Annotated in this window: 16 protein-coding genes, 1 tRNA gene and 3 rRNA genes (1 of these 20 running past the window's edge); 13 read left to right on the forward strand and 7 right to left on the reverse strand. The window is 61.9% G+C overall.

Annotation, left to right across the window (positions count from 1 at the left end; genetic code table 11):
- The 11 genes from CK627_RS04765 to CK627_RS04815 form a co-directional block, all read left to right on the forward strand.
- Positions 1-2,137: ribosomal RNA gene (locus CK627_RS04765) — 23S ribosomal RNA — on the forward strand (it extends 752 nt beyond the left edge of the window).
- 83 nt (positions 2,138-2,220) lie between these two features.
- Positions 2,221-2,335 (forward strand): 5S ribosomal RNA (rrf, locus tag CK627_RS04770).
- Positions 2,336-2,382: 47 nt separating this feature from the next.
- Positions 2,383-2,458, forward strand: a tRNA-Thr gene (locus CK627_RS04775).
- Positions 2,459-2,480: 22 nt separating this feature from the next.
- Positions 2,481-2,595, forward strand: a 5S ribosomal RNA gene (gene rrf / locus CK627_RS04780).
- A 154-nt stretch (positions 2,596-2,749) separates the two neighbouring features.
- Positions 2,750-3,715 (forward strand): transcriptional regulator EbgR, encoded by a 966-nt coding sequence (gene ebgR, locus CK627_RS04785; RefSeq protein WP_017783352.1) that lies wholly within the window; start codon positions 2,750-2,752, stop codon positions 3,713-3,715.
- A 321-nt stretch (positions 3,716-4,036) separates the two neighbouring features.
- On the forward strand, positions 4,037-7,111 hold the full coding sequence (gene ebgA, locus CK627_RS04790) for a beta-galactosidase subunit alpha (protein ID WP_095591784.1): 3,075 nt from the start codon (positions 4,037-4,039) through the stop codon (positions 7,109-7,111).
- Complete coding sequence (locus tag CK627_RS04795) at positions 7,108-7,563, forward strand: beta-galactosidase subunit beta (RefSeq protein WP_017785276.1); 456 nt, start codon at positions 7,108-7,110, stop codon at positions 7,561-7,563. The genes ebgA and CK627_RS04795 overlap by 4 nt, the downstream gene beginning before the upstream one ends.
- Before the next feature lie 102 nt (positions 7,564-7,665).
- Positions 7,666-9,111: an amino acid permease gene (locus tag CK627_RS04800; protein ID WP_095591785.1), complete on the forward strand. Its 1,446-nt coding sequence runs from the start codon at positions 7,666-7,668 to the stop codon at positions 9,109-9,111.
- 76 nt (positions 9,112-9,187) lie between these two features.
- Positions 9,188-9,526: a tRNA-binding protein gene (locus CK627_RS04805; RefSeq protein ID WP_010635495.1), complete on the forward strand. Its 339-nt coding sequence runs from the start codon at positions 9,188-9,190 to the stop codon at positions 9,524-9,526.
- 165 nt (positions 9,527-9,691) lie between these two features.
- Complete coding sequence (locus CK627_RS04810) at positions 9,692-11,128, forward strand: amino acid permease (RefSeq protein WP_095591786.1); 1,437 nt, start codon at positions 9,692-9,694, stop codon at positions 11,126-11,128.
- Between the two features lie 211 nt (positions 11,129-11,339).
- Complete coding sequence (locus tag CK627_RS04815; protein ID WP_017766188.1) at positions 11,340-12,311, forward strand: bile acid:sodium symporter family protein; 972 nt, start codon at positions 11,340-11,342, stop codon at positions 12,309-12,311.
- A gap of 57 nt (positions 12,312-12,368) precedes the next feature.
- Here CK627_RS04815 and ovoA read toward each other — a convergent pair whose 3' ends face one another.
- Positions 12,369-14,519 (reverse strand): 5-histidylcysteine sulfoxide synthase, encoded by a 2,151-nt coding sequence (ovoA, locus tag CK627_RS04820; RefSeq protein ID WP_095591787.1) that lies wholly within the window; start codon positions 14,517-14,519, stop codon positions 12,369-12,371.
- A gap of 364 nt (positions 14,520-14,883) precedes the next feature.
- Here ovoA and CK627_RS04825 point away from each other — a divergent pair, with 364 nt between their 5' ends.
- Positions 14,884-15,606, forward strand: coding sequence for a head GIN domain-containing protein (locus CK627_RS04825; RefSeq protein ID WP_095591788.1), 723 nt, complete (start codon positions 14,884-14,886; stop codon positions 15,604-15,606).
- Between the two features lie 53 nt (positions 15,607-15,659).
- Here the strand turns inward: CK627_RS04825 and fghA are convergent, their stop codons facing one another.
- Positions 15,660-16,496, reverse strand: a complete 837-nt coding sequence (gene fghA / locus CK627_RS04830; RefSeq protein WP_095591789.1) for an S-formylglutathione hydrolase — start codon at positions 16,494-16,496, stop codon at positions 15,660-15,662.
- 49 nt (positions 16,497-16,545) lie between these two features.
- Positions 16,546-17,673, reverse strand: coding sequence for an S-(hydroxymethyl)glutathione dehydrogenase/class III alcohol dehydrogenase (locus CK627_RS04835; protein WP_095591790.1), 1,128 nt, complete (start codon positions 17,671-17,673; stop codon positions 16,546-16,548).
- A 119-nt stretch (positions 17,674-17,792) separates the two neighbouring features.
- On the opposite strand from CK627_RS04835, the gene CK627_RS04840 reads away from it, so the two are divergent.
- Positions 17,793-18,698 (forward strand): LysR substrate-binding domain-containing protein, encoded by a 906-nt coding sequence (locus CK627_RS04840; RefSeq protein ID WP_005307641.1) that lies wholly within the window; start codon positions 17,793-17,795, stop codon positions 18,696-18,698.
- Positions 18,699-18,756: 58 nt separating this feature from the next.
- Here CK627_RS04840 and CK627_RS04845 read toward each other — a convergent pair whose 3' ends face one another.
- The 4 genes from CK627_RS04845 to CK627_RS04860 form a co-directional block, all read right to left on the reverse strand.
- Positions 18,757-19,722, reverse strand: a complete 966-nt coding sequence (locus tag CK627_RS04845; RefSeq protein ID WP_095591791.1) for an ABC transporter permease — start codon at positions 19,720-19,722, stop codon at positions 18,757-18,759.
- Between the two features lie 2 nt (positions 19,723-19,724).
- On the reverse strand, positions 19,725-20,840 hold the full coding sequence (locus tag CK627_RS04850; RefSeq protein WP_095591792.1) for an ABC transporter permease: 1,116 nt from the start codon (positions 20,838-20,840) through the stop codon (positions 19,725-19,727).
- An 82-nt stretch (positions 20,841-20,922) separates the two neighbouring features.
- Positions 20,923-22,503, reverse strand: coding sequence for an ABC transporter ATP-binding protein (locus CK627_RS04855; protein ID WP_095591793.1), 1,581 nt, complete (start codon positions 22,501-22,503; stop codon positions 20,923-20,925).
- Between the two features lie 83 nt (positions 22,504-22,586).
- On the reverse strand, positions 22,587-23,585 hold the full coding sequence (locus CK627_RS04860; RefSeq protein WP_024943029.1) for a BMP family lipoprotein: 999 nt from the start codon (positions 23,583-23,585) through the stop codon (positions 22,587-22,589).
- Positions 23,586-23,687 lie beyond the last annotated feature (102 nt).

Below are 23,687 nucleotides of genomic sequence, written 5' to 3' on the forward strand. Positions count from 1 at the left end.
ACCTGTGGCTGGGGGTGAAAGGCCAATCAAACTCGGAGATAGCTGGTTCTCCCCGAAAGCTATTTAGGTAGCGCCTCGGACGAATACTACTGGGGGTAGAGCACTGTTTGGGCTAGGGGGTCATCCCGACTTACCAACCCCATGCAAACTCCGAATACCAGTAAGTAATATCCGGGAGACACACGGCGGGTGCTAACGTCCGTCGTGAAGAGGGAAACAACCCAGACCGCCGGCTAAGGTCCCAAAGTTCTGGTTAAGTGGGAAACGATGTGGGAAGGCTCAGACAGCTAGGATGTTGGCTTAGAAGCAGCCATCATTTAAAGAAAGCGTAATAGCTCACTAGTCGAGTCGGCCTGCGCGGAAGATGTAACGGGGCTCAAACCAGGCACCGAAGCCGCGGATTCACACTAAGTGTGAGTGGTAGGGGAGCGTTCTGTAAGTCTGCGAAGGTGTGTCGAGAGGCATGCTGGAGATATCAGAAGTGCGAATGCTGACGTAAGTAACGATAAAGGGGGTGAAAAGCCTCCTCGCCGGAAGACCAAGGGTTCCTGTCCAACGTTAATCGGGGCAGGGTGAGTCGACCCCTAAGGCGAGGCCGAAAGGCGTAGTCGATGGGAAGCAGGTTAATATTCCTGCACGACTTGTAATTGCGATGGGGGGACGGAGAAGGCTAGGTGGGCCAGGCGACGGTTGTCCTGGTGAAAGTGCGTAGGTGGTGTTTCTAGGCAAATCCGGAGACACAACACTGAGACACGAGACGAACGCACCACGGTGCGGAAGCCATTGATGCCCTGCTTCCAGGAAAAGCCTCTAAGCTTCAGATTACAAGTCATCGTACCCCAAACCGACACAGGTGGTCGGGTAGAGAATACCAAGGCGCTTGAGAGAACTCGGGTGAAGGAACTAGGCAAAATAGTACCGTAACTTCGGGAGAAGGTACGCTCTTGTTGGTGAAGTCCCTTGCGGATGGAGCTGACGGGAGTCGCAGTGACCAGATGGCTGGGACTGTTTATCAAAAACACAGCACTCTGCAAACACGAAAGTGGACGTATAGGGTGTGACACCTGCCCGGTGCCGGAAGGTTAATTGATGGGGTTAGCGCAAGCGAAGCTCTTGATCGAAGCCCCGGTAAACGGCGGCCGTAACTATAACGGTCCTAAGGTAGCGAAATTCCTTGTCGGGTAAGTTCCGACCTGCACGAATGGTGTAACCATGGCCATGCTGTCTCCACCCGAGACTCAGTGAAATCGAATTCGCCGTGAAGATGCGGTGTACCCGCGGCTAGACGGAAAGACCCCGTGAACCTTTACTACAGCTTGGCACTGAACATTGAACCTACATGTGTAGGATAGGTGGGAGGCTTTGAAGGCGTGACGCCAGTTGCGCTGGAGCCGTCCTTGAAATACCACCCTTGTATGTTTGATGTTCTAACGCAGGGCCCTGAATCGGGCTCGCGGACAGTGCCTGGTGGGTAGTTTGACTGGGGCGGTCTCCTCCCAAAGAGTAACGGAGGAGCACGAAGGTTGGCTAATCCTGGTCGGACATCAGGAGGTTAGTGCAATGGCATAAGCCAGCTTAACTGCGAGACGGACAGGTCGAGCAGGTACGAAAGTAGGTCATAGTGATCCGGTGGTTCTGAATGGAAGGGCCATCGCTCAACGGATAAAAGGTACTCCGGGGATAACAGGCTGATACCGCCCAAGAGTTCATATCGACGGCGGTGTTTGGCACCTCGATGTCGGCTCATCACATCCTGGGGCTGAAGTCGGTCCCAAGGGTATGGCTGTTCGCCATTTAAAGTGGTACGCGAGCTGGGTTCAGAACGTCGTGAGACAGTTCGGTCCCTATCTGCCGTGGGCGTTGGATGATTGAAGGGAGTTGCTCCTAGTACGAGAGGACCGGAGTGAACGAACCTCTGGTGTTCGGGTTGTCACGCCAGTGGCACTGCCCGGTAGCTAAGTTCGGAATCGATAACCGCTGAAAGCATCTAAGCGGGAAGCGAGCCCTGAGATGAGTCATCCCTGACCCCTTGAGGGTCCTAAAGGGCCGTTGGAGACCACAACGTTGATAGGTGGGGTGTGTAAGCGCGGCGACGTGTTGAGCTAACCCATACTAATTACCCGTGAGGCTTAACCATACAACACCCAAGAAGTGTTCGAAGACTTGTAGCAGATACCGAGAACGAATAACTAAATCAGCTTTTTCAGATTGAAGATTTTGCCTGGCGGCAATAGCGCAGTGGAACCACCTGACCCCATGCCGAACTCAGAAGTGAAACGCTGTAGCGCCGATGGTAGTGTGGCATTCGCCATGCGAGAGTAGGACACTGCCAGGCACCCAATTTTAGATTACGCGGTGAGCGTGGTCTTTACCGGTTAGTGTGCTGATATGGCTCAGTCGGTAGAGCGCATCCTTGGTAAGGATGAGGTCCCCAGTTCGATTCTGGGTATCAGCACCATTTTCAAGTAGTACAGCTTTTGCCTGACGGCAATAGCGCCGTGGAACCACCTGATCCCATGCCGAACTCAGAAGTGAAACGCGGTAGCGTCGATGGTAGTGTGGCATTCGCCATGCGAGAGTAGAACACTGTCAGGCACCCATTTAGAAGAGGCCTCCCATTCGGGAGGCCTTTTTGCATTGGAAATTTGCCGGTCTGATGGGTTTCTTTTAGTAAAAATGCTGGGATGTCAGCACGTTGCCCGTTACTCTTGGTCTGGTGTTGTCGCGCGTCATTGCCAGAGGAGTATGCATGGCCACGTTGAAGGAAATTGCACAGGAGGCGGGGGTATCCCAGGCTACCGTGTCGCGGGTGCTCAATGAAGATCCGACGCTGAGCGTCAAGGAAGAGACCAAGCAGAAGATCTTCGAGATCGCCGAGCGGCTGGAGTACAAGACCAGCGGTGCCCGCAAGGGGGTTCACAAGAGCAAGCTGCACTTCCTGGCGGTCTATGCCTACCCGCAGAGCACCGAGGTCAACGATCCCTACTATCTGGCCATCCGCTACGGCATCGAGACCCAGTGCGCCCGCCTCAACATCGAACTGACCCACTTCTACAATGGTGCCGAGGGGCGCGATCTCTCCGCCGTCGACGGTATCCTGGTCATCGGCCATCTGCCTGCAGAGCGTCTCGCCGCGCTCCACTCCCTCTCTGCCCAGTTGGTGTTCGTGGATTGCCGTTCTCAGGGGGACTTTGACTCGATTGACGTGGATCTGGCGCTGATCAGCCAGCAGGTCGTGGATTTTTTCATGGCCCAGGGACACCAGCGCATCGGCTATATCGGCGGTCAGGATGATGGCCCGGATCTGCGCGAACTGGCCTTCCTCGACTACGGTCAACGCCTTGGTGTGGTGCAGGAGAGCGACCTCTATCGTGGGGATTTCTCCAGCGCCTCCGGTTACAAGTTGGCCAAAGAGATGCTGGCCGGGGATTGGCCCAAGGCACTGTTTGTGGCCTCCGACTCCATCGCCATCGGCGTGCTGCGTGCCATCCACGAGAAGGGGCTGGCGATTCCGCAGCAGATCGAGCTTATCAGCGTCAACGATATCCCGACCGCCAAGTTCACCTTTCCGCCCCTCTCCACGGTGCGGATCCACTCCGAGTTGATGGGCTCCCAGGGGGTCAATCTGCTGGTTGAACGGCTGCGTGACGAGCGGGACATTCCGCTGCGGGTGCTGGTACCGAGCAAATTGACTCTGCGCGGTACTACACGATAGTTTTAGTAAAATGCCTCTGTTTTTAGTCGCGCCACCTTGCGGTGGTGCGACATCTCTCCCAAGTAAACCGCTTTCCCATATCTTCTAATAAACTCATATCATATTGTTTTATAGTTAATTTAATTACATCATGGCCTGCTGTTATCAACATCCATGCCACTCATCTATACCTTGCCCTCCTTTGTCTCCCGCTTCTGATCTCGCTCACAAAACCATCCGCTCACTGTGATCAGGTTAAAACTTTACCGATCTAAAACTGATATTTAGTAAATGTTTATCTAGAGTTTACCCAGTTAACGTTGCCTTGTTCCGGGAGGACATGTGAATAACTGGGAAAACGTCCAATTCGTTGGTGAAAACAGGCTGGCCCCGCGCGCCTACTTCTTCTCTTATGCCGACCACGCGCTGGCGGCCACCATGCAGCGCGAGCTGAGCCGCCGTTTTCTGAGCCTTAGTGGCCAGTGGCAGTTCCACTACTTCGATCACCCCCTGCAGGTGCCGGAGGCCTTCTATCACAGCCCCATGAGCGAGTGGGGCCAGATCACCGTGCCCAACATGTGGCAGATGGAAGGACATGGTCAGCTGCAGTACACCGACGAAGGTTTTCCCTTCCCCATCGACGTGCCCTTCGTGCCGACCAACAACCCCACCGGCGCCTATCAGCGCAGCTTCATGCTGAGCCCGGCCTGGGACGGCGAGCAGGTGATCATCAAGTTTGACGGGGTGGAGACCTACTTCGAGGTCTATGTGAACGGCCACTATGTCGGCTTCAGCAAGGGGAGCCGCCTCACCGCCGAGTTCGATATCAGCGCCTACGCCAACATCGGCGAGAACCTGCTGTCGGTGCGGGTGATGCAGTGGGCTGACTCCACCTATATCGAAGATCAGGACATGTGGTGGATGGCGGGGATCTTCCGCGATGTCTATCTGGTGGGCAAACCGGCCGCCCATGTGCAGGACTTCTTCATCCGCACCACGCTGGCCGATGACAATCAGAGCGCTACCCTGAGCTGCGATATCCAGCTGGAAAATCTTGGGGCGGCAGCCCGTGAGCACCGTCTGGTCTGGTCCCTGCTGGATCAGGGCCGCGAGATCGCCAGCGGCTCGCTCGATCATCTCGCCATCGACGGCAAGTGTGATTGCCACTTCACGCTGGATCTGGCCAACCCCCATCTGTGGAGCGCCGAAGATCCTTACCTCTACCAGCTGCAACTCTCCCTCTACAACGGTCGGGGTGAGCTGCTGGAAGTGATCCCGCAGCGAGTCGGGGTGCGTGAAATCAAGGTCAAGAATGGCCTCTTCTACGTCAACGGCCACTACCTCAAGCTGCACGGGGTGAACCGTCACGACAACGACCACCTCAAGAGCCGCGCGGTCGGTATGGATCGGGTGGAGCGCGATATCGTGCTGATGAAGCAGCACAACCTCAACTCGGTGCGCACTGCCCACTACCCGAACGACCCGCGCTTCTACGAGCTGTGCGACCAGTACGGTCTGTTCGTGATGGCGGAGACCGACGTGGAGACCCACGGCTTTGCCAACGTCGGCGATCTCAGCCGCATCACCGACGACCCCTTCTGGGAGCCGGTGTTCGTGGATCGCATCGAGCGCCACGTGCACGCCCAGAAGAACCACCCCTCCATCATCATCTGGTCACTCGGCAACGAGTCCGGCTACGGCTGCAACATCAGAGCCATGTACCGGCGCTGCAAGGCGCTCGACCCGACCCGGCTGGTGCACTACGAAGAGGATCGCGATGCCGAGGTGGTGGATGTGGTGAGCACCATGTACTCCCGCGTCTCCCAGATGAACTGCTTCGGCGAGTTCCCGATGGACAAGCCACGCATCCTCTGCGAATACGCCCACGCCATGGGCAACGGTCCGGGTGGCCTGAGCGAATACCAGCAGGTGTTCGACCGTCATCCCCACATTCAGGGCCACTACATCTGGGAGTGGTGCGATCACGGCATTCTGGATCAGGACGAGCAGGGGCGCCCGGTCTACAAGTACGGCGGCGACTACGGCGACTACCCCAACAACTACAACTTCTGCATGGATGGCCTCATCTATCCGGATCAGACCCCGGGGCCGGGCCTGCGTGAATACAAGCAGGTGATCTGCCCGGTCAAGGTGCGGGCGCTGGATCTGGCCAGCGGTCGGCTTGAGCTGGAAAACCGCTACTGGTTCTCCAATCTGGATGACATCCGTCTGCTGGTCGAGGTGAAGGTCGAAGGCGAGTTGCTGGCCAGCCAGCAAATCCGGCTGGAAGGGGTGGCGCCCGGTGCCATTACCGAGTTGCAACTGGCACTGCCATCCCTCGATGGGCGGGAAACCTTCGTCCAGCTGCGGGTCATCAAGGCCACCGCCACCCGCTACAGCGCGGCGGAGCACGAGCTGGGCCAGTACCAGTTCCAGCTGAAAGAGTCGACTCGTCAGTTGCGACCCTTTGCCAATCCCAACGCCACAGCATTGCAGATTGCCGACGAGCGCCTCGCGCTGACCCTGAGTGGCAGCGGCTTCGCCCTGCGTTTCTCGCGCCTCGATGGCAAGCTGGTGAGCTGGCAGCAGGATGGTGTCGAGCTGATTGAGCGAGCCCCGCGTCTCACCTTCTTCAAGCCGATGATCGACAACCACAAGCAGGAGTACGAGAGCCTGTGGCACCCGAATCACCTGCAGATCATGCAGGAGCACTTCCGCACTCTGAGTTGGCGTCAGCTGGGTGAGGCGGTCGAGGTGACGGTGGAGAGTCTGATCGCGCCGCCGGTGTTCGACTTCGGCATGCGCTGCCGCTACGTCTACACCCTGAGCCCGAACGGCCAACTGCATGTAGCGCTGTCCGGTCAGCCCTACGGCGGCTATGACGACATCATCCCGAAGATCGGCTTCGAACTGGGCATTCGTCAGGATCTCGACCGGGTGCACTACTACGGCATGGGGCCGGGTGAGAACTATCTGGACAGCCGCCAGAGCAACTGGATCGACAGCTTCCAGAGCACAGTGGGCGAGATGTGGGAGCACTACCCCTTCCCGCAGGACAACGGCAACCGCCAGCAGGTGCGCTGGGCGACCCTGACCAACCGTCACGGCGCCGGTCTCTACGTACGCCCCGATGCCCCCATCAACCTGAGCGTCTGGCCCTACAGCTGGGAGCATATCCACGCGGCGCAGCACATCAACGAGCTGGAGCCCTGCGGTTATCTCACCCTCAATCTGGATCACAAGGTGCTGGGGCTAGGTTCCAACTCCTGGGGCTCCGAGGTGCTGGACTCCTGGCGGGTGCGCTTCGAGCCGTTCAGCTTCGGTCTGACCCTGCTGCCCATCGCCCGTGGCAACCTCAATCCGGCTGCGCTGGCCGGGCTCGATCTCACCATCAACGGCGGGAGGAACCTCGCATGATCACCCTGGACAACCTGACCCTGTTCAAAAACATCTACCGAGAGGGCAAGAAGTGGGGCCGCTGCGTGGAGGCCATCGACAACCTGGCCAACCTCAAGCCCGGCATCTGCCACTCCATCGGTGACTCCCTCACCTACCGCTTGCAGGAGGGGGCCAGCCCGGCCACCTCATTGTTCGAGGGGCAGCGCCGCTACTTCGACGTTCACTACTACCTGGAAGGGGCAGAGACGGTGGAGTGGGCAGCCAAGTCGGATCTGCGGGTCGAGCAGGCCTATGACGACACCACGGATCGCGAGTGGCTGGCCGGTGAGGTGCGTGAGCGCCAGCAGGTGGGCAACGGCCAGGTGGTGATCTTCGAGAACGACGAGGCTTACCGATTCGTCGGCGACAGCCCGGTGCGCAAGGTGATCATCAAGGTCACCGTCGAAGGCGGCTACTTCAAAAACAAATAACAAGCCGCCGGTTCTGCACTGACAAAGCCGGAAGGGCGGGGCTCACCCTACAAATCATGCCCCGCTCTTTCGCTGCAATAACTACAGGTCTGGAGATGCACCATGTCTGATTCCAAACGCAATACGATAGGCAAGTTTGGTCTGCTGTCGCTCACCTTCGCGGCGGTATTCAGCTTCAACAACGTCATCAACAACAACATCGAAATCGGTCTGGCTTCGGCCCCGATGTTCTTTCTGGCCACCATTTTCTACTTCATTCCGTTTTGCCTGATCATTGCTGAATTTGTGTCACTGAACAAAAACTCCGAGGCGGGGGTGTATGCCTGGGTGAAGAGCTCCCTCGGCGGTCGCTGGGCCTTTATCTCCGCCTACACCTACTGGTTCGTGAACCTCTTCTTCTTCACCTCCTTGCTGCCGCGGGTCATCGCCTACGCCTCCTATGCCTTCCTCGGCTACGAATACATTCTCACCCCGGTGGCGACCACGGCCTTGAGCATGGTGCTGTTTGCCTTTGCCACCTATGTCTCCACCAACGGTGCCAGGATGCTGGGCCCCATCACCTCGGTGACCTCGTCCCTGATGCTGCTGCTGACCCTCTCCTACATCCTGCTGGCAGGTGCGGCACTGGTGGGCGGCGTGCAGCCGGCAGACCCCATCACGGTAGAGGCCATGGTCCCCGATTTCAACTGGGCCTTCCTGGGTATCACCACCTGGATCTTTATGGCGGCCGGTGGCGCCGAGTCGGTGGCGGTCTACGTCAATGACGTGAAAGGGGGCTCCAAATCCTTCGTGAAGGTGATCATCGTCGCCGGGATCTTTATCGGCGTGCTCTACTCCATCGCATCGCTGTTGATCAACGTCTTCGTCCACAGCGACACCCTGAAGTACACCGGCGGCTCGGTGCAGGTGTTTGAGGGGCTGGCAGCCCATTTCGGCTTGCCGGAGATCCTGATGAACCGCTTCGTGGGGCTGGTCTCCTTTACCGCCATGTTCGGCTCCCTGCTGATGTGGACGGCGACCCCGGTGAAGATCTTCTTCTCCGAGATCCCGGCCGGCATCTTCGGCAAGAAGACGGTCGAGCTCAACGAGAATGGCGTGCCAGCCCGGGCAGCCTGGATCCAGTACCTCATCGTGCTGCCGCTGATGGTGATCCCGACCCTGGGCTCCAACACAGCGCAGGATCTGATGAACACCGTCATCAACATGACCGCCGCCGCCTCCATGCTGCCGCCGCTGTTCATCATGCTGGCCTACCTCAATCTGCGGCTGAAGCTCGACCACCTGCCGCGGGAGTTCAAGATGGGCTCACGTACCACCGGCATCGCCGTGGTATCGGTGTTGATCGCCATCTTCTCGGTGGGCTTCCTCGCCTCCACCTTCCCGACCGGCGCCGACATCATGACCATCATCTTCTACAACGTCGGCGGGATCGTGATTTTCCTCGGCTTCGCCTGGTGGAAATACAACAGATACGAGGCCTCCCTCAGCGCCGAGGCGCGCGCCAAAGAGGCCGAGCCGGCGGCGCAGGTCGCCATGCAGGCGCCATAGGCACTGCATTGAATCCCAATCAGACCGGGTGGCCGTTGGCCACCCGCAAACCATTGAGCCAGATAAGGAGAAGAGCATGAGCGAGACGATCGAGTTTGCCGAATTCAAGCGGGTCGAGATGAAGGTGGGCAAGGTGCTGGAGGTGGTGCGCCACCCCGGGGCCGACAAACTCTACATCGTCCAGATCGACGTGGGGGGCGAGCGGCCGCTGCAGACCGTCACCAGTCTGGTGCCCCACTACCGCGAAGAGGAGCTGATGGGCAGCGAGGTGGTGGTGCTGACCAATCTCAAGCCCACCCGAATGCGCGGCGAACGCTCCGAGTGCATGTTGCTGTGCGCCGAGACCCCGGACGAGAGCCAGAGCGTGCTGCTGCAGCCGCGGGTGCCGATGGCGCCGGGCACCCCGATCGTCTGACTGAGATTGCGAGCCGGTGCGGGAGACTGCACCTGTTCACCAACGAGGCCACCAAGTGGCCCGATCATAACAAGAGAGTAAAGCGCGGGGCCGACAGACCCTTGCCGAACACATCACAGAGTCACAGCGTTACCCGCAGGGAGCGCGAGTCCACTGGAGGACACCATGTCTGAATCCGTACGCGGCACCATAGGCAAGTTTGCCCTGTTGTCGATGACCTTTGCCGCCGTGTTCAACGTGCGCAACATCGTCAACAACAACATAGAGCTGGGGCTCAGCTCCGCCCCCATCTTCCTGCTGGCGACCCTCGTCTACTTCATCCCGTTCGTCTTCATCATCGCCGAGTTCGTCTCGGCCAACAAAAACTCCGAGTCGGGCATGTACGACTGGCTGAAAAAGCCCCTCGGCACCCGGATGGCCTATCTGGGCTCGTTTCTCTACTGGTTCGTGAACCTGTTCTGGTTCGTCTCATTGCTGCCCAACGTCATCGCCTACGCCTCCTACGCCATGCTGGGCTATGAGTACAGCTTCTCCCCCATGGTCACCTCGATCATCTCCATCGTGCTGTTTGCGGCGGCGACCCACATCTCCACCAAGGGAGCGAGCTGGCTCGGCAAGATTGCGGAGATCGTGGCCTACGGGGTATTTGCCCTGTTCGCCATCTATGTGCTGGGCGCCCTCATGGCTCTGAGTGGGGATCATGTGCCGGCCCAGCCCATCACCCTGGAGGCGATGACCCCCACCGTCAACTGGGCGACGCTCGGCATCATGTGCTGGATCTTCCAGGCGGCGGGCGGTGCCGAGACGGCGGCGGCCTACCTCAATGACGTGAAGGGGGGCCAGAAGTCCTTCATCAAGGTGATCATCAGCGCCGGTATCGTCATCGGTGCCATGTATGCGGTCGGTTCCCTGCTGGTGAACGTGTTCGTACCGCGCGAGAGCCTCACCTATGCCGGCGGCATGGTGGAGATCTTCACCGGCATGGCCCAGTACTTCGGGCTCTCCGAGGCGCTGGTGGGCCGCTTCGTCGGCGTGGTGCTGTTCATCGCCATGTTCGGCTCCATGATGATGTGGACCTCGGCGCCGGTGAAGATCCACTTCTCCGAGATCCCCCAGGGCGTCTACGGCGAGAAGACCACCCAGCTCAACGAGCACGGCGTGCCGGTACGCGCCGCCTGGTGGCAGTTTGTCTTCGTGTTCGTGATGCTGGTGGTCAACGGCTTCGGTTCCGAGTCGGTGCAGCAGATGATGAACACCGCCATCAACCTCACTGCGGGTACCGCCATGCTGCCGCCGATCTTCATCATGGTGGCCTACTTCGTGTTCCGCTGGAAACATGACGACACCCCGCGCGAGTTCCGCATGGGGTCGCGCAAATTCGGGATGGGGGTGGTGTCGGTGCTGATCGCCATCTTCGTGGTGAGCATGAGCGCCTCCGCCTTCCCGAGCGGGGTGGATCTGGTGCGCGCCTTCTTCATCAACGTCTTCATGACGGCGGTCTTCTCGGCGCTGGCCTACTGGTGGATCTCCCGCTTCGAGAAGCGCCAGGCCCGCAAGCAGGCAACCGGTACAGCCAGCGGCAAGCTGGCCAAACAGAGCTGAAGCACAAGGCTGGCCGGATCCGGTGGCCAGCCGGGTTTGCTTAATTTCCGGCAGATAAAGGGGGGGCGCTCAACTTTGCGCCTCCCGCTTATCGGGGTAAGCTGGGGATCCGTTTCAACAGGAGCTGTGCCACAGCTCCTGTTGTGTTTCCTGTCGTCCCCGATCACCGGCCCCGCGCGGGGACGGGATCTGCTTTCACCGGAGACCGCTCGTGCGTCTGGATCCCTTTACCTCTGTACTGATCGTGGTGGTCGCGCTGGCCTCCTTCTTCCCCTGCGAGGGGCAGGTGGCCGTCTGGTTCGGTCTACTGACCAAGCTGGCGGTGGCGCTGCTCTTCTTCATGCATGGTGCCAAGCTGTCGCGCCAGAACCTGCTGGCGGGCCTCGGCCACTGGCGGTTGCACCTGGTGGTGATGGCCAGCACCTTCGTGCTGTTTCCGCTGCTGGGGCTGCTGCTCACGCCGCTGGTACCCCACTGGCTGAGCCCGGCCATCTACCTCGGTTTCCTCTACCTCTGCGCCCTGCCTGCCACCGTGCAGTCGGCCATCGCCTTCACCTCCATGGCCGGCGGCAATGTGTCGGCGGCGGTGTGCAGCGCCTCGGCCTCCAGCATCCTCGGCATCTTCCTCTCGCCGGTGCTGGTGGGGCTGATGATCAATGTGCAGGGGGAGGGGGTCGATACCTGGCACTCGATCCAGGCCATCATGGTGCAGCTGATGCTGCCGTTCGTGGTGGGCCACCTGTCGCGCCCGCTCATCGGCCGTTGGGTCGACAGCCACCGGCCACTCATCGGCAAGCTGGACCAGAGCTCCATTCTGCTGGTGGTCTATGTGGCCTTCAGCGAGGCGGTGGTGCAGGGGATCTGGCATCAGGTCGGCTGGTATGATCTGGCCAGTATCGTGCTGCTGAGCTGTGTGCTGCTGGCACTGGTGCTGGGCTGGAACGTCTGGATCAGCCGTCGCCTCGGTTTTGGCAAGGCGGACGAGATCACCATCGTCTTCTGCGGTTCCAAGAAGAGCCTGGCCAACGGGGTGCCGATGGCCAACGTCATGTTCCCCGCCGCCAGCGTCGGGGTCATGGTGCTGCCGCTGATGATCTTCCACCAGATCCAGCTGATGGTGTGCGCCGTGCTGGCCCGCCGCTACCACGAGCAGGAGGCGGTGCCTCAGGTGCAGCAGGGGTAAGCCATCGGGATAAAAAAGAGGGAGGCCATGGGCCTCCCTCTTTCGTTTGCCACCTCGTCAGCGTTTGCGCCAGACGGTGAGCTGAGCCACCGTGTGCTGGTACTTGCGGGCAGTCTCGCGGATGACGAAGGGGACGTCCCGCGGGGGCATGTGCTCCTCGAACTCTTCCGCCAGCAGCCGCTGAAGCGCCTGATAGGTGCCGAGGGCCTCGCCGTTCTCTCGCACCCCGCCGAGCCAGTTCGCCTTGGGGGTGTAGTCGGTCAGCCAGGTGTAGGGGCTGGTGAGCACCAGCAGGCCGCCGCTGCGAAGGCGCGGAGCAATGTCCCGCAGGAAGCGGGCGGGTTCCCGCAGCCGGTCGATGAGGTTGGAGGCGAGCACCAGATCGTAGTCGCCGTACTTGGGCTTGAGGTTGCAGGCATCCCCCTGGCTGAAGTGGACCCGCTCGCTCTGCTCGCGACCAAGCTCGTGGCGTGAGAGGCGCGCCTCGCAATATTCCACCAGATCCCCTTCCACCGGCACCGCATAGCGGAAGCTGTCCTGTCTTGCCAGGGTCAGGGCCACGTCGATGAAGCGGGCCGAGTAGTCCACCCCGTCCACGTGGGCGAAGCGGCGAGCCAGTTCGAAGCTGGCGCGGCCGGTGGCGCAGCCGATGTCGAGCGCCCGCTCATGGCGGCTGCACAGCTCGCTGGCAAGACCGGCCAGAGCCTCGGCGTAGTTGGCGACCCCGAAGTGGTTCGGCCCGTACTGGAAGTCGAGATACTGAGCGACCAGGGTGTCGGTTTCATAAGGGTTCACGATGACGGGCTCCTGATGGCGTGAGACTAGGTAGCGGAAGCCCGCGTGCTGGAAGAAGTGGCGACGGAAGGCGTAGCGGGAGGACTTGAGCGCCTCGTTGCCGGTGCTGATCCAGCTGCCCCCCTTGATGAGGGTGTGCTTGCCGTCGAAGGTGGGGGTGGAGAAGTCGTCGTAGAGGGGATGCACCTTGAACCCCTCGAAGCCGTCGATGGCGGTGTTGGTCCACTGCCAGACGTTGCCCACCAGATCGAAGAAGCTGCCCTGCGGGCAGGCATCCACCGGACAGGAGGACGCGAAGCGGGCCAGGTTGATGTTGCCGGGCGCCTCGATCCAGTCCGGCTGATCGCCGGTCAGCTGTTCGCGCAGCAGCATCCACTCCGCCTCGCTCGGCAGCTGGATGGGCAGGCCGGTCTGGGCCGCCTGCCAGCGACAGAAGGCGGCGGCCTCCAGCTGGTTCACCTCCACCGGCCAGTCCCAGGGCATAGGAACCTGCCTTGTCATCAGCCGTAGTTGCAGTTGCTCAGGTTCGAGGGGGTCGCCGACCCAGAAGGTGGGCATGCGCGCCCCGGCATACTGGCGCCAGCCCCAGCCTTCGTCATCCCACCAGGCACGGGTCTCGTAGCCGCCCGCCTGCACGAAATCGAAAAATTCTGCGTTGCTCACCAGCATGCGGCTGGCCTGGAAGGGGGCCAGTTCGACGTGGCGCTCGCCATATTCGTTGTCCCAGCCGTAGGTGGCGTCCTGTTTGCCAAGCCGCACCCGGCCGCCGGCCACCGGCAGCAGGGTGTTGGCGGGCACCTCGTCACGGCGATGGCGCGCCTCGGGGCAGACCGGCCACTGGGGCTGGCTGCGTACCCAGGCCAGCGGCAGCTGGCGGATCAGTACGCTGGAGGTCTCGAGGTGGATACGCTCGTGCTCTATCCCCATCAAGATGACCCAGGCCGGGCTCTGCCAGTCGATGGGCAGGGTCAGCGGCATCCGCTCGATGAAATCACACACCAGGGCGCGCACCCGGCCACGATAGTCGCGCAGCTCGCTGACGGAGGGCCAGTCGTAGTGGGTCTCGTCCAGATCGTCCCAGCTCATCTCGTCCACCCCGATGGCGACCATGGCCTCGATGCGGGCGTCGAGTCGCCCCTCGATGAGGCGTGCCGCCAGCAGCTTGTTGATGAAGAAGGCGGCGGTGTGGCCGTAGTAGAAGATGAGCGGGTGGCGCAGGGGGATCGCCTTGTCAAACCAGGCGCGCTCGTCGGCCAGGCAGTCGAACAGCGAGTCGTAGAGATCGAAGGTCTGGCAGAAGTAGGCGAGCAGCTCGCGGCGTTTTTGTTCGGGATCGCTGCCAGTCAGCAGCGGGGTTCGGGTCGGTTCCGGCAGGCCGGTGGCGGTGGAATAGAGAAGAGTGGCTTGGGTCACGCTCTGACTCCTTGTTGGCAGTGAAGACTGACAAGACAGTGGTAATGGCATTACCGCAATGGAGAGCTTTGTACGCACAAAGTATCACTATTGGCTCAACAGACCGGCTCGGCAACCAAAAACTTCCACGGTTTGTCAGCATAGCGACCCCGCGAACGGCTCGCCAATCGGCCATTCAGCTACCCGTTCGGGGATGGTCAGATTCGCCAGATTATGGTCTGAATGACTCTCTATTTGCTGCGGTCATGTAGCATAAAAATGGATATCTTCTTGAAAATCATGCGGTTGATTAACTGGCACAGGCTTTGCGATGGATGCTGACCAAGGGGCCGCGACTGGCCAATACACAATGAGGAGAGTGGCGATGAAATGGATGATGGGCGTGGTGCTGGCGGTCGGGCTCAGCGGGTGCAGCTGGCTGGATGATACACGGGTGAGCGGGGCGGGGGCCGTGATCGAGCAGCAGCACGGGATGGGCCGGCAGGTGACCCGGGTGCTGGCCGGGGTGCCTGCCAGTGTCCATCTGGTGGCCGGCGAGCCGCGCGGGGTACACATCCGTGGGCAGGAGAACCTGCTGCCCTACCTGGTGCTGAGCGAGCGGGGCGACAAGCTGGAGATCGAGGTGAAGGACGGTTACCGGCTCGACCCGACCGAGCCGCTGGAGATCACCATCACCCTGCCCGCGCTTCATGAGCTGGCGCTGGCAGGGGTCGCCAGCGGCGAGCTGCGCGGCTTCAAGGGGGAGGCGCTGGTGATGTCGGTGGCCGGGGTCGGCGATATCGTCGCCGACGGGCTCGAGCTGGATCGGCTGGAGGGCAACATCGCGGGAGCGGGCAGCCTGGCGCTGGGGAACAGCACGGCCAGGGCCGTCGAGCTCAACATCGCCGGCTCGGGGGATGTGCTGGGGGCCGGGCTCAAGGGGCGCGAGGTGGAGGTCAATATCGCCGGCAGCGGCGACGTGGAGGTCAGGGCGCAGGATCGGCTCAAGGTGGGCATCGCCGGCTCGGGTTCGGTCAGCTACTGGGGTGATCCCGTGCTGCAGAGCGAGATTGCCGGCTCCGGCGAGGTGAGCCGGCAGGGCAGCTGAATGGTCTTGTCGACCGACCAGAAAAAAACAGGCCCGTGACGGGCCTGTTTCGATCAGAGGTGGCTGGCGTGAAAGCGCAGGTGCGCCTCGATGAAGCTCGCCACGAAGTAGTAGCTGTGATCGTACCCGGGGTGGCGGTTGAGCTCCAGCGGCCACTCCTTGGTGGCGGCCACATCGGTCAGGGCATCGATGTGCAGCTGTTCGGCCAGGAAGGGATCGTCCAGCCCTACGTCCACCAGAGTCGGCAGTGGTTTGACCGACTCATTGCGCAGCAGCTGGCAGGCGTCCCACTCCTGCCACAGCAGGGGGTTGTTGCCGAGGTAGGCGCCGAGCGCCTTCTGGCCCCAGGGGCAGCGGCTCGGGTGGCTGATGGGGCTGAAGGCCGACACCGAGCGGTAGCGACCCGGCTCGCGCAGGGCGGCGATGAGCGCCCCGTGGCCCCCCATGGAGTGGCCGCTGATGGCCCGTTTTGTCGAGACCGGGAAGTGGGTCTCGATGAGCTCGGGCAGCTCGCGGGTGACGTAGTCGTACATCTGGTAGTGATCGCGCCAGGGGTGCTGGGTGGCGTTGACGTAGAAGCCGGCGCCCATGCCGAGATCGTAACCGGGGTCGTCCGCCACCTCTTCACCGCGCGGGCTGGTGTCCGGCGCCACCAGGGCGATGCCGAGCTCGGCGGCGATGCGCTGGGCGCCCGCCTTCTGCATGAAGTTTTCATCGGTGCAGGTGAGGCCGGAGAGCCAGTAGAGCACCGGCACCTTCTGGCCGGTGAGGGCCTGGGGTGGCAGATAGATGGCGAAGCGCATCTCGCAACCCAGCACCTCGGAGGCGTGGCTGTAGCGCTTGTGCCAGCCGCCGAAGCTCTTGTTGCTGCTGATTATGTCCAGATTCATCGGGGGAACTCCTGCACCCCGCCCACGGTGGCGGGCGGGGTGATCATGCTCAGTAGTGGATGACGGTGCGGATGCTCTTGCCTTCGTGCATCAGATCGAACGCCTCGTTGATCTGCTCAAGCCTCATGGTGTGGGTGATGAAGTCGTCCAGCTTGAACTCGCCCTGCATGTAGCGCTGCACGTAGCTCGGCAGCTCGCTGCGACCGCGCACGCCGCCGAAGGCGCTGCCGCGCCAGACCCGGCCGGTGACCAGCTGGAACGGACGGGTGCTGATCTCCTGGCCGGCACCGGCCACGCCGATGATGACCGACTCGCCCCAGCCCTTGTGGCAGCACTCCAGCGCCGCGCGCATCACCTTGACGTTGCCGATGCACTCGAACGAGAAGTCGACGCCGCCGTCGGTGAGCTCGACGATCACCTCCTGGATGGGTTTGTCGTAGTCGTTCGGGTTGATGCAGTCGGTGGCGCCCAGCTTGCTGGCCAGCTCGAACTTGCTCTCGTTGATGTCGATGGCGATGATGCGGCCGGCCTTGGCCAGGCGTGCCCCGATCACCGCGGAGAGGCCGATGCCCCCCAGCCCGAAGATGGCGACGCTCTCACCCTCTTTCACCTTGGCGGTGTTCATCACGGCGCCGATGCCGGTGGTGACGCCGCAACCGAGCAGGCAGACCTCTTCCAGCGGGGCGGCCGGGTCCACCTTGGCGATGGAGATCTCGGGCAGTACCGTGTACTCGCTGAAGGTGGAGGTGCCCATGTAGTGATAGATGGGCTGGCCATCCTTGGAGAAGCGGGTGGTGCCGTCCGGCATCAGCCCCTTGCCCTGGGTGGCGCGGATCTTCTGGCACAGGTTGGTCTTGCCGGATTTGCAGAATTTGCACTCGCCGCACTCGGGGGTGTAGAGCGGGATCACGTGATCGCCCACCTTGACGCTGGTGACGCCCTCGCCGACGGATTCGACGATGCCGCCCCCCTCGTGGCCGAGGATGCAGGGGAAGACCCCTTCCGGATCTTCACCGGAGAGGGTGAAGGCATCGGTGTGGCAGACGCCGGTGGCGACGATGCTGACCCGCACTTCGCCCGCCTGGGGCGGCATGACCTCGACTTCTTCGATGGAGAGGGGCTGGCCCGGGCCCCAGGCGATGGCGGCCTTACACTTGATGCTTTGAACCTGTGCCATGACGGATGTCCTTATTGTTGAGCAGGGTGAGGAGAATGGGTTCGGACATCCAGTGTAGTTTCCCGCTTATTTGGTGATAATAAGGCGAAATCTGAAATCACTTTTACAGACAGGTAATAATGTTCGGCTGGGAAGGGATCTGTGAATTTGTCAGCGTGGCGGAGCAGGGGGGCTTTACCCCGGCGGCGCGCAAGCTGGGGGTGTCGGTGGCGCAAGTGAGCCGGCAGGTGGCGCAGCTGGAGGATCGGCTGCAGGCCAAGCTGCTGCTGCGCACCACCCGTCAGGTGCGGCTCACCGAGCTCGGCGAGATCTACTATCGCCACTGTCGCCAGCTGCTGGACAACCTCTACGAGGCGGAGCTGGCGGTGGGCCGCCATCAGGCGGTGCCGCAGGGCACCCTGCGCATCACGGCCCCGGTCTCCTACGGCGAGAGCCGTATCGCCCCGCTGGTGAACGACTTCATGGTGCGCTTTCCCCAGCTGGAGGTGACCCTCAACCTCACCAACCAGCTGCTGGATCTGGTGCACGAGGGCTACGATCTGGCGCTGCGCCTCGGCCACCTCAAGGATTCCAGCCTGGTGGCGCGCAAGCTGGCGCAGCGGGTGCCCTATGTGTGCGCCTCGCCCGCCTACACCGCCCGCCACGGCATGCCCAACAGCCTCTCCGAGCTCACCCGCCACACCTGCCTGGTGGGCAACAGCGACGAGTGGCACTTCACCCTGGATGGCCGCCCCCACAGCGTGCGGGTGCACGGTCTGCTGCACTGCAACAGCGGCCACGCCCTGCTGGATGCGGCGCTCAAGGGGATCGGCATCATCCAGCTGCCGGACTACTACGTGAGCGACCACCTGGCCCAAGGCGAGCTTATCGAGCTGCTGCCGGAGCTGCGGGCGCCGGCGGAGGGGATCTGGGCCCTCTACCCCCACAACCGCCACCTCTCCCCCAAGGTACGGCTGCTGGTGGACTATCTGGCCGAGCGGCTGAGCGATCCCCATCAGCCCGCGCTGGTGCGCCCCGTCGGCTGACTTCGCTCAATAAAAAAGGCCCGCATCTGCGGGCCTTTTGCATGGCATGAAGGGCGGGCTATTCCCGCTCCTTGACGTAGGGGGTGCCGAGCGCCTTGGGTGCCACCGCCTTGCCGATGAAGCCGGCCAGCAGGAACACGGTCAGTATGTAGGGCAGCGCCTCGATGGCCTGCACCGGGATCGGGAAACTGCCGATGCTGACCCCTTGCAGCCGGATGGCGACCGCATCGAGGAAGCCGAACAGCAGGCAGGCCGCCATGGCGTTCCAGGGGCGCCACTTGCCAAACACCAGCGCCGCCAGCGCCATGAAGCCCTTGCCCGCGCTCATGTTGGGGATGAACTGGGCAGTCTGGGCCACCGCCAGGTAGGTGCCGCCGATGCCGGCCAGCAGGCCGCCGATGATGAGTGCGGTGTAGCGCATGCGCACCACCGAGATACCGGCGGTATCTACCGCTGCCGGGGCCTCGCCCACCGCCCGCAGGCGCAGGCCGAAGCGGGTACGGAACAGCACCCACCAGGCCAGCGGCACGGCGGCGAACGCCAGGTACTCCAGCAGGGAGTGGCCGCTCAAGAGCTCGCTGTAGAGCTGGCCAACGACAGGCACGTCATACAGCTCCTTGGCATAGGGCAGGTCGATGGGGGCGAAGCGGGCAGCGCCGGACAGCGCCGGGGTCTGACCGCCCTGATCGAACCAGTAACGGCCCAGGGTGACGGTCAGGCCGGCCGCCAGGATGTTGATGGCCATGCCGCTCACCACCTGATCACCGCGGTGGGTGATGGTGGCAAAGCCGTGCATCAGGGCGAACAGGATGGAGACGCCCACCCCGGCCCCCAGCCCAATCCAGGCAGAGCCGGAGACGGCTGCCGCCGCCGCGCTGGCGAACGCCGCCGCCAGCAGCTTGCCCTCCAGGGCGATGTTGACCACCCCGGAGCGCTCGCAGAACATGCCGGCCATGGCCGCCAGGATCAGCGGTGGCGCGGTGCGGATGGTGGCATCCAGCATCAGGATCAGAATTTCGAACATGATCAGGCCCCCTTGACTTGCGCAGAGCGGTTGGCAAACGCCAGATAGAGCTGCTCGATGCGCGGGCGCATCATGTGCTCGAGGGCGCCACAGAACAGGATCACCAGACCCTGCAACACCACCACTATGTTGCGGTCCACCCCGAACTCGAAGCTCAGCTCGGCGCCGCCCTGATAGAGGAAGCCGAACAGCAGGCTGGCGATGATGACGCCGACCGGGTGGTTGCGCCCCATCAGCGCCACCGCGATACCGGTGAAGCCGAAGCCCTCCACGAAGTTGAGCTTGATCTGGTGCAGTTCACCCTGCAGCACGTTGAGGGCGAAGAAGCCCGACAGCATGCCGGAGATCACCATGGCCAGGATCACCACCTTGGGATAGGAGATGCCGGCATAGGCGGACGCACTCTGGCTGGCGCCGACCGAGCGGATCTCGTAGCCCCAGCGGGTGTGCCAGATAAAGACCCACACCAGAGCTGCGCAGAGCAGTGCCCAGAAGAAGCTGATGTTGAGCGGGCTGTTCGACATCTCCATGCCGAATGCCCCCGCCAGTTCGCTCATCTTCGGCAGCCAGCTCGCCTCGGCGAACACCTTGCTCTCGGTGGCCATGGAGCCCGCCGGCTTGAACACCTCGACCAGCAGGTAGGCCATCAGGGAGGCGGCGATGAAGTTGAACATGATGGTGGTGATGACGATGTGGCTGCCGCGCTTGGCTTGCAGCCAGGCCGGGATGAAGGCCCAGGCCGCACCGAACAGGCCGCCGGCGATGATGGCCAGCGGCAGCAGCAGGGCGAACGGCAGGGAATCACCCAGCAGCAGACAGACCAGACCGACGCCGAGGCCGCCGATATAGGCCTGCCCCTCGCCACCTATGTTGAACAGGCCGGCGTGGAAGGCCACCGCCACCGACAGACCGGTAAAGATGAAGCCGGTCGCGTAGTAGAGGGTGAAACCGACCCCTTCACCGGTGCCGAAGGCGCCGTACCACATGAGCTCGGCGGCATCGACCGGGTTGATGTCGAGGTAGTAGAACAGGATGGCCGACACCAGGAAGGCCAGCAGGATGTTGACCGCGGGCAGTACGCCCACGGAGATCCAGGCAGGGATACGTGCTTGGCTCATGGACGAGCCTCCTTGGCAATCTGGTCGAAGACGGGAGTGTTGACCATCAGCAGGCCGAATCCGTTACAAGTGGCGGTGAGCTTCATGATGTGGCTCCTTGTGATTGGCTTGCCGCCACCTCGTCAGGAACTATGTTCGCCATCATCAGACCTATGGTGCGTTCATCCGCCTTGGCGGCATCCAGCTCACCGACGATGCGACCGTCGGCGATGACCAGAATGCGGTCAGAGAGGCTCATGATCTCGTCCAGCTCCACCGAGACCAGCAGCACGGCCTTACCCTTGTCGCGCATGGCGATGATCTGCTGGTGGATGTACTCGATGGCGCCGATGTCGACCCCGCGGGTCGGCTGGCCGATCAGCAGTACGTCCGGGTCCTGCTCCACTTCCCGGGCGATCACCAGCTTCTGCTGGTTGCCGCCGGAGAAGTTGGCGGTCTTGTGCTCGGGATGGGGCGGGCGCACGTCCCACTTGTCCATCTTGGCCTGGCAATCCTGCAGGATCGCCTCTTTGTTCTGCAGCCAGCCCTTGTTGTACTGGGGGCGGCGGTGATAGCCGAGGATGAAGGCCTCTTTCGCCTCGAAGCGGTTGATGAGCCCCATCTTGTGTCTGTCTTCCGGCACGTGACCGAGGCCGAAGTTGCGCACCCGCTCCGGGTCGGCCGGGTGGCTCACGCTCACCTCGTGGGCCTGACCGTTGCCGGTGATGGTGAAGCTGCCTTTGCTGGGCTTGAGGATGCCGCCGAGCAGGCTGAGCAGCTCGGACTGGCCGTTGCCGGAGACCCCGGCGATACCGACCACTTCACCGGCTCGCACCTCGAAGCTGACGGATTTGACCCGCTCCACCCTGGCGTCGTCCACATAGCTGAGGCCATTGACCTTGAGCTTGGCGTCGCCCGGCTGGGTCGGCCCCTTGTCGACCTTGAGGCGCACCTTGCGGCCCACCATCAGTTCGGCCAGCTGCTCCTTGTCGGTATCCCTGGTGGCGACGTGGGCCACCATTTCACCCCGGCGCATGATGGAGACCTGATCGGTGATGGCCAGGATCTCCCGCAGCTTGTGGGTGATGAGGATGATGGTGGCACCCTGATCGCGCAGCTTCTTGAGCACCTCGAACAGGTGATCCGCCTCTTGCGGGGTCAGAACCCCGGTCGGCTCGTCCAGGATCAGGATGCGGGCGCCGCGATAGAGCGCCTTGAGGATCTCGACCCGCTGTTGCAGGCCTACCGGCAGATCCTCGACCTTCTCGTGCAGCGGCACTTCGAGACCATAGTCCCGTGCCAGCTCGCCCAGCAGTTTTTCGGCCGCCGCCAGGCTCTTGCCCAGGTGCCAGCCGTTTTCCGCGCCGAGAATGACGTTTTCCAAAACCGTGAAGTTGTTCACCAGCATGAAGTGCTGGTGCACCATGCCCACGCCTGCGGCAATCGCATCTTGTGAGCCATGGGGTTTGAAGGGGTTGCCGTCGATGAACATCTCGCCTTTGTCGGCGTGGTAGAAACCGTAGATGATGCTCATCAGGGTCGACTTGCCGGCGCCATTTTCGCCGACGATGCCGTGAATGCTGCCTTTACGAACCTTAAGGTCGATCTGCTTGTTGGCGTACACTTCGCCAAACCGCTTATCGATACCCCTTAATTCGATGGCATAGCGATCTGTCTGGTCCATGATGCAGTCCTTGCGGGTCATGAAAAGAGACTAAAAACCGGCCCGTGCGGGCCGGTCGTTGGGTTGAGAGTAGTAGCGGTTACTCAGTATTTGCAGGTGCTGTCGCTCATATAGTCGTGCACCTTGACCTTGCCGGAGATGATCTCGGCCTTGATGGCCTCCACCTTGGCTTTCATCTCGGGGGTGATCAGTTTCTCGTTGTCTTTGTCGAGTGCCCAATCCACCCCGCCCTCGGCCAGGCCCAGGTTCTTGATACCCGGTTTCCAGGTGCCCTTGGCGGCGTCATCCCAGGTCTGGTAGGCGGCGAGGCCCACCGACTTGACCATGGAGGTCAGCATGGTGCCCGGTTGCAGGTGGTTCTGGTTGGAGTCCACGCCGATGGCCAGCTTGCCTTCGTCCTTGGCGGCCTGGTAGACACCGATGCCGGTACCGCCGGCGGCGGCATAGACAACATCGGCGCCCTTGGCGAACTGGGACTTGGCCAGTTCCGCACCCTTGGCCGGGTCAGCAAACGCTGCCGGGGTGGAGCCGGTCATGTTCTGGAACACTTCGATCTTCGGATTGACGTACTTGGCGCCCTGCTCGTAACCGCACTCGAACTTGCGGATCAGCGGGATGTCCATGCCGCCCACGAAGCCGACCTTGCCGCTCTTGGAGGCGATGGCAGCCAGGGCGCCCACCAGGAAGGAACCTTCATGCTCCTTGAAGATGACGGACTGGACGTTTGGCTTGTCGACCACCATGTCGATGATGGTGAACTGGGTTTTCGGGAACTCGGTCGCTACCTTCTCTACCGCGGAACCCATGTTGAAGCCGACGGCCACGATCGGGCCATTGCCACGGCTGGCCAGGCGACGCAGACCCTGCTCGCGCTGGGCTTCGTTCTGGGGTTCGAACTCCTTGACCTTGACGCCTTTGTCCTTGTTGTAGACTTCGACGCCATTGCGGAACACGGCTTCGTTGAACGATTTGTCGAATTTGCCTGCGGTGTCGTAGATGACGGCGGGCTGGGAGGCTGCCTGGGCAGAAAGGGCAGCGAGAGTGAGGGCGGCAACGGTGGCCAGCTTGAGCACTTTAGTCACGATCGTATCCTTGATTGTTATGTGAGGGTCCACAACCTGCCGGGGCAGGCCATAAAGCACGCCGGCTAACTGTAAGTGAGCCGTGGTACGGGTCAAGGAGAT

Origin of the sequence: Aeromonas dhakensis (assembly GCF_002285935.1) — a bacterium.
Classification (GTDB): Bacteria; Pseudomonadota; Gammaproteobacteria; order Enterobacterales; family Aeromonadaceae; genus Aeromonas; species Aeromonas dhakensis.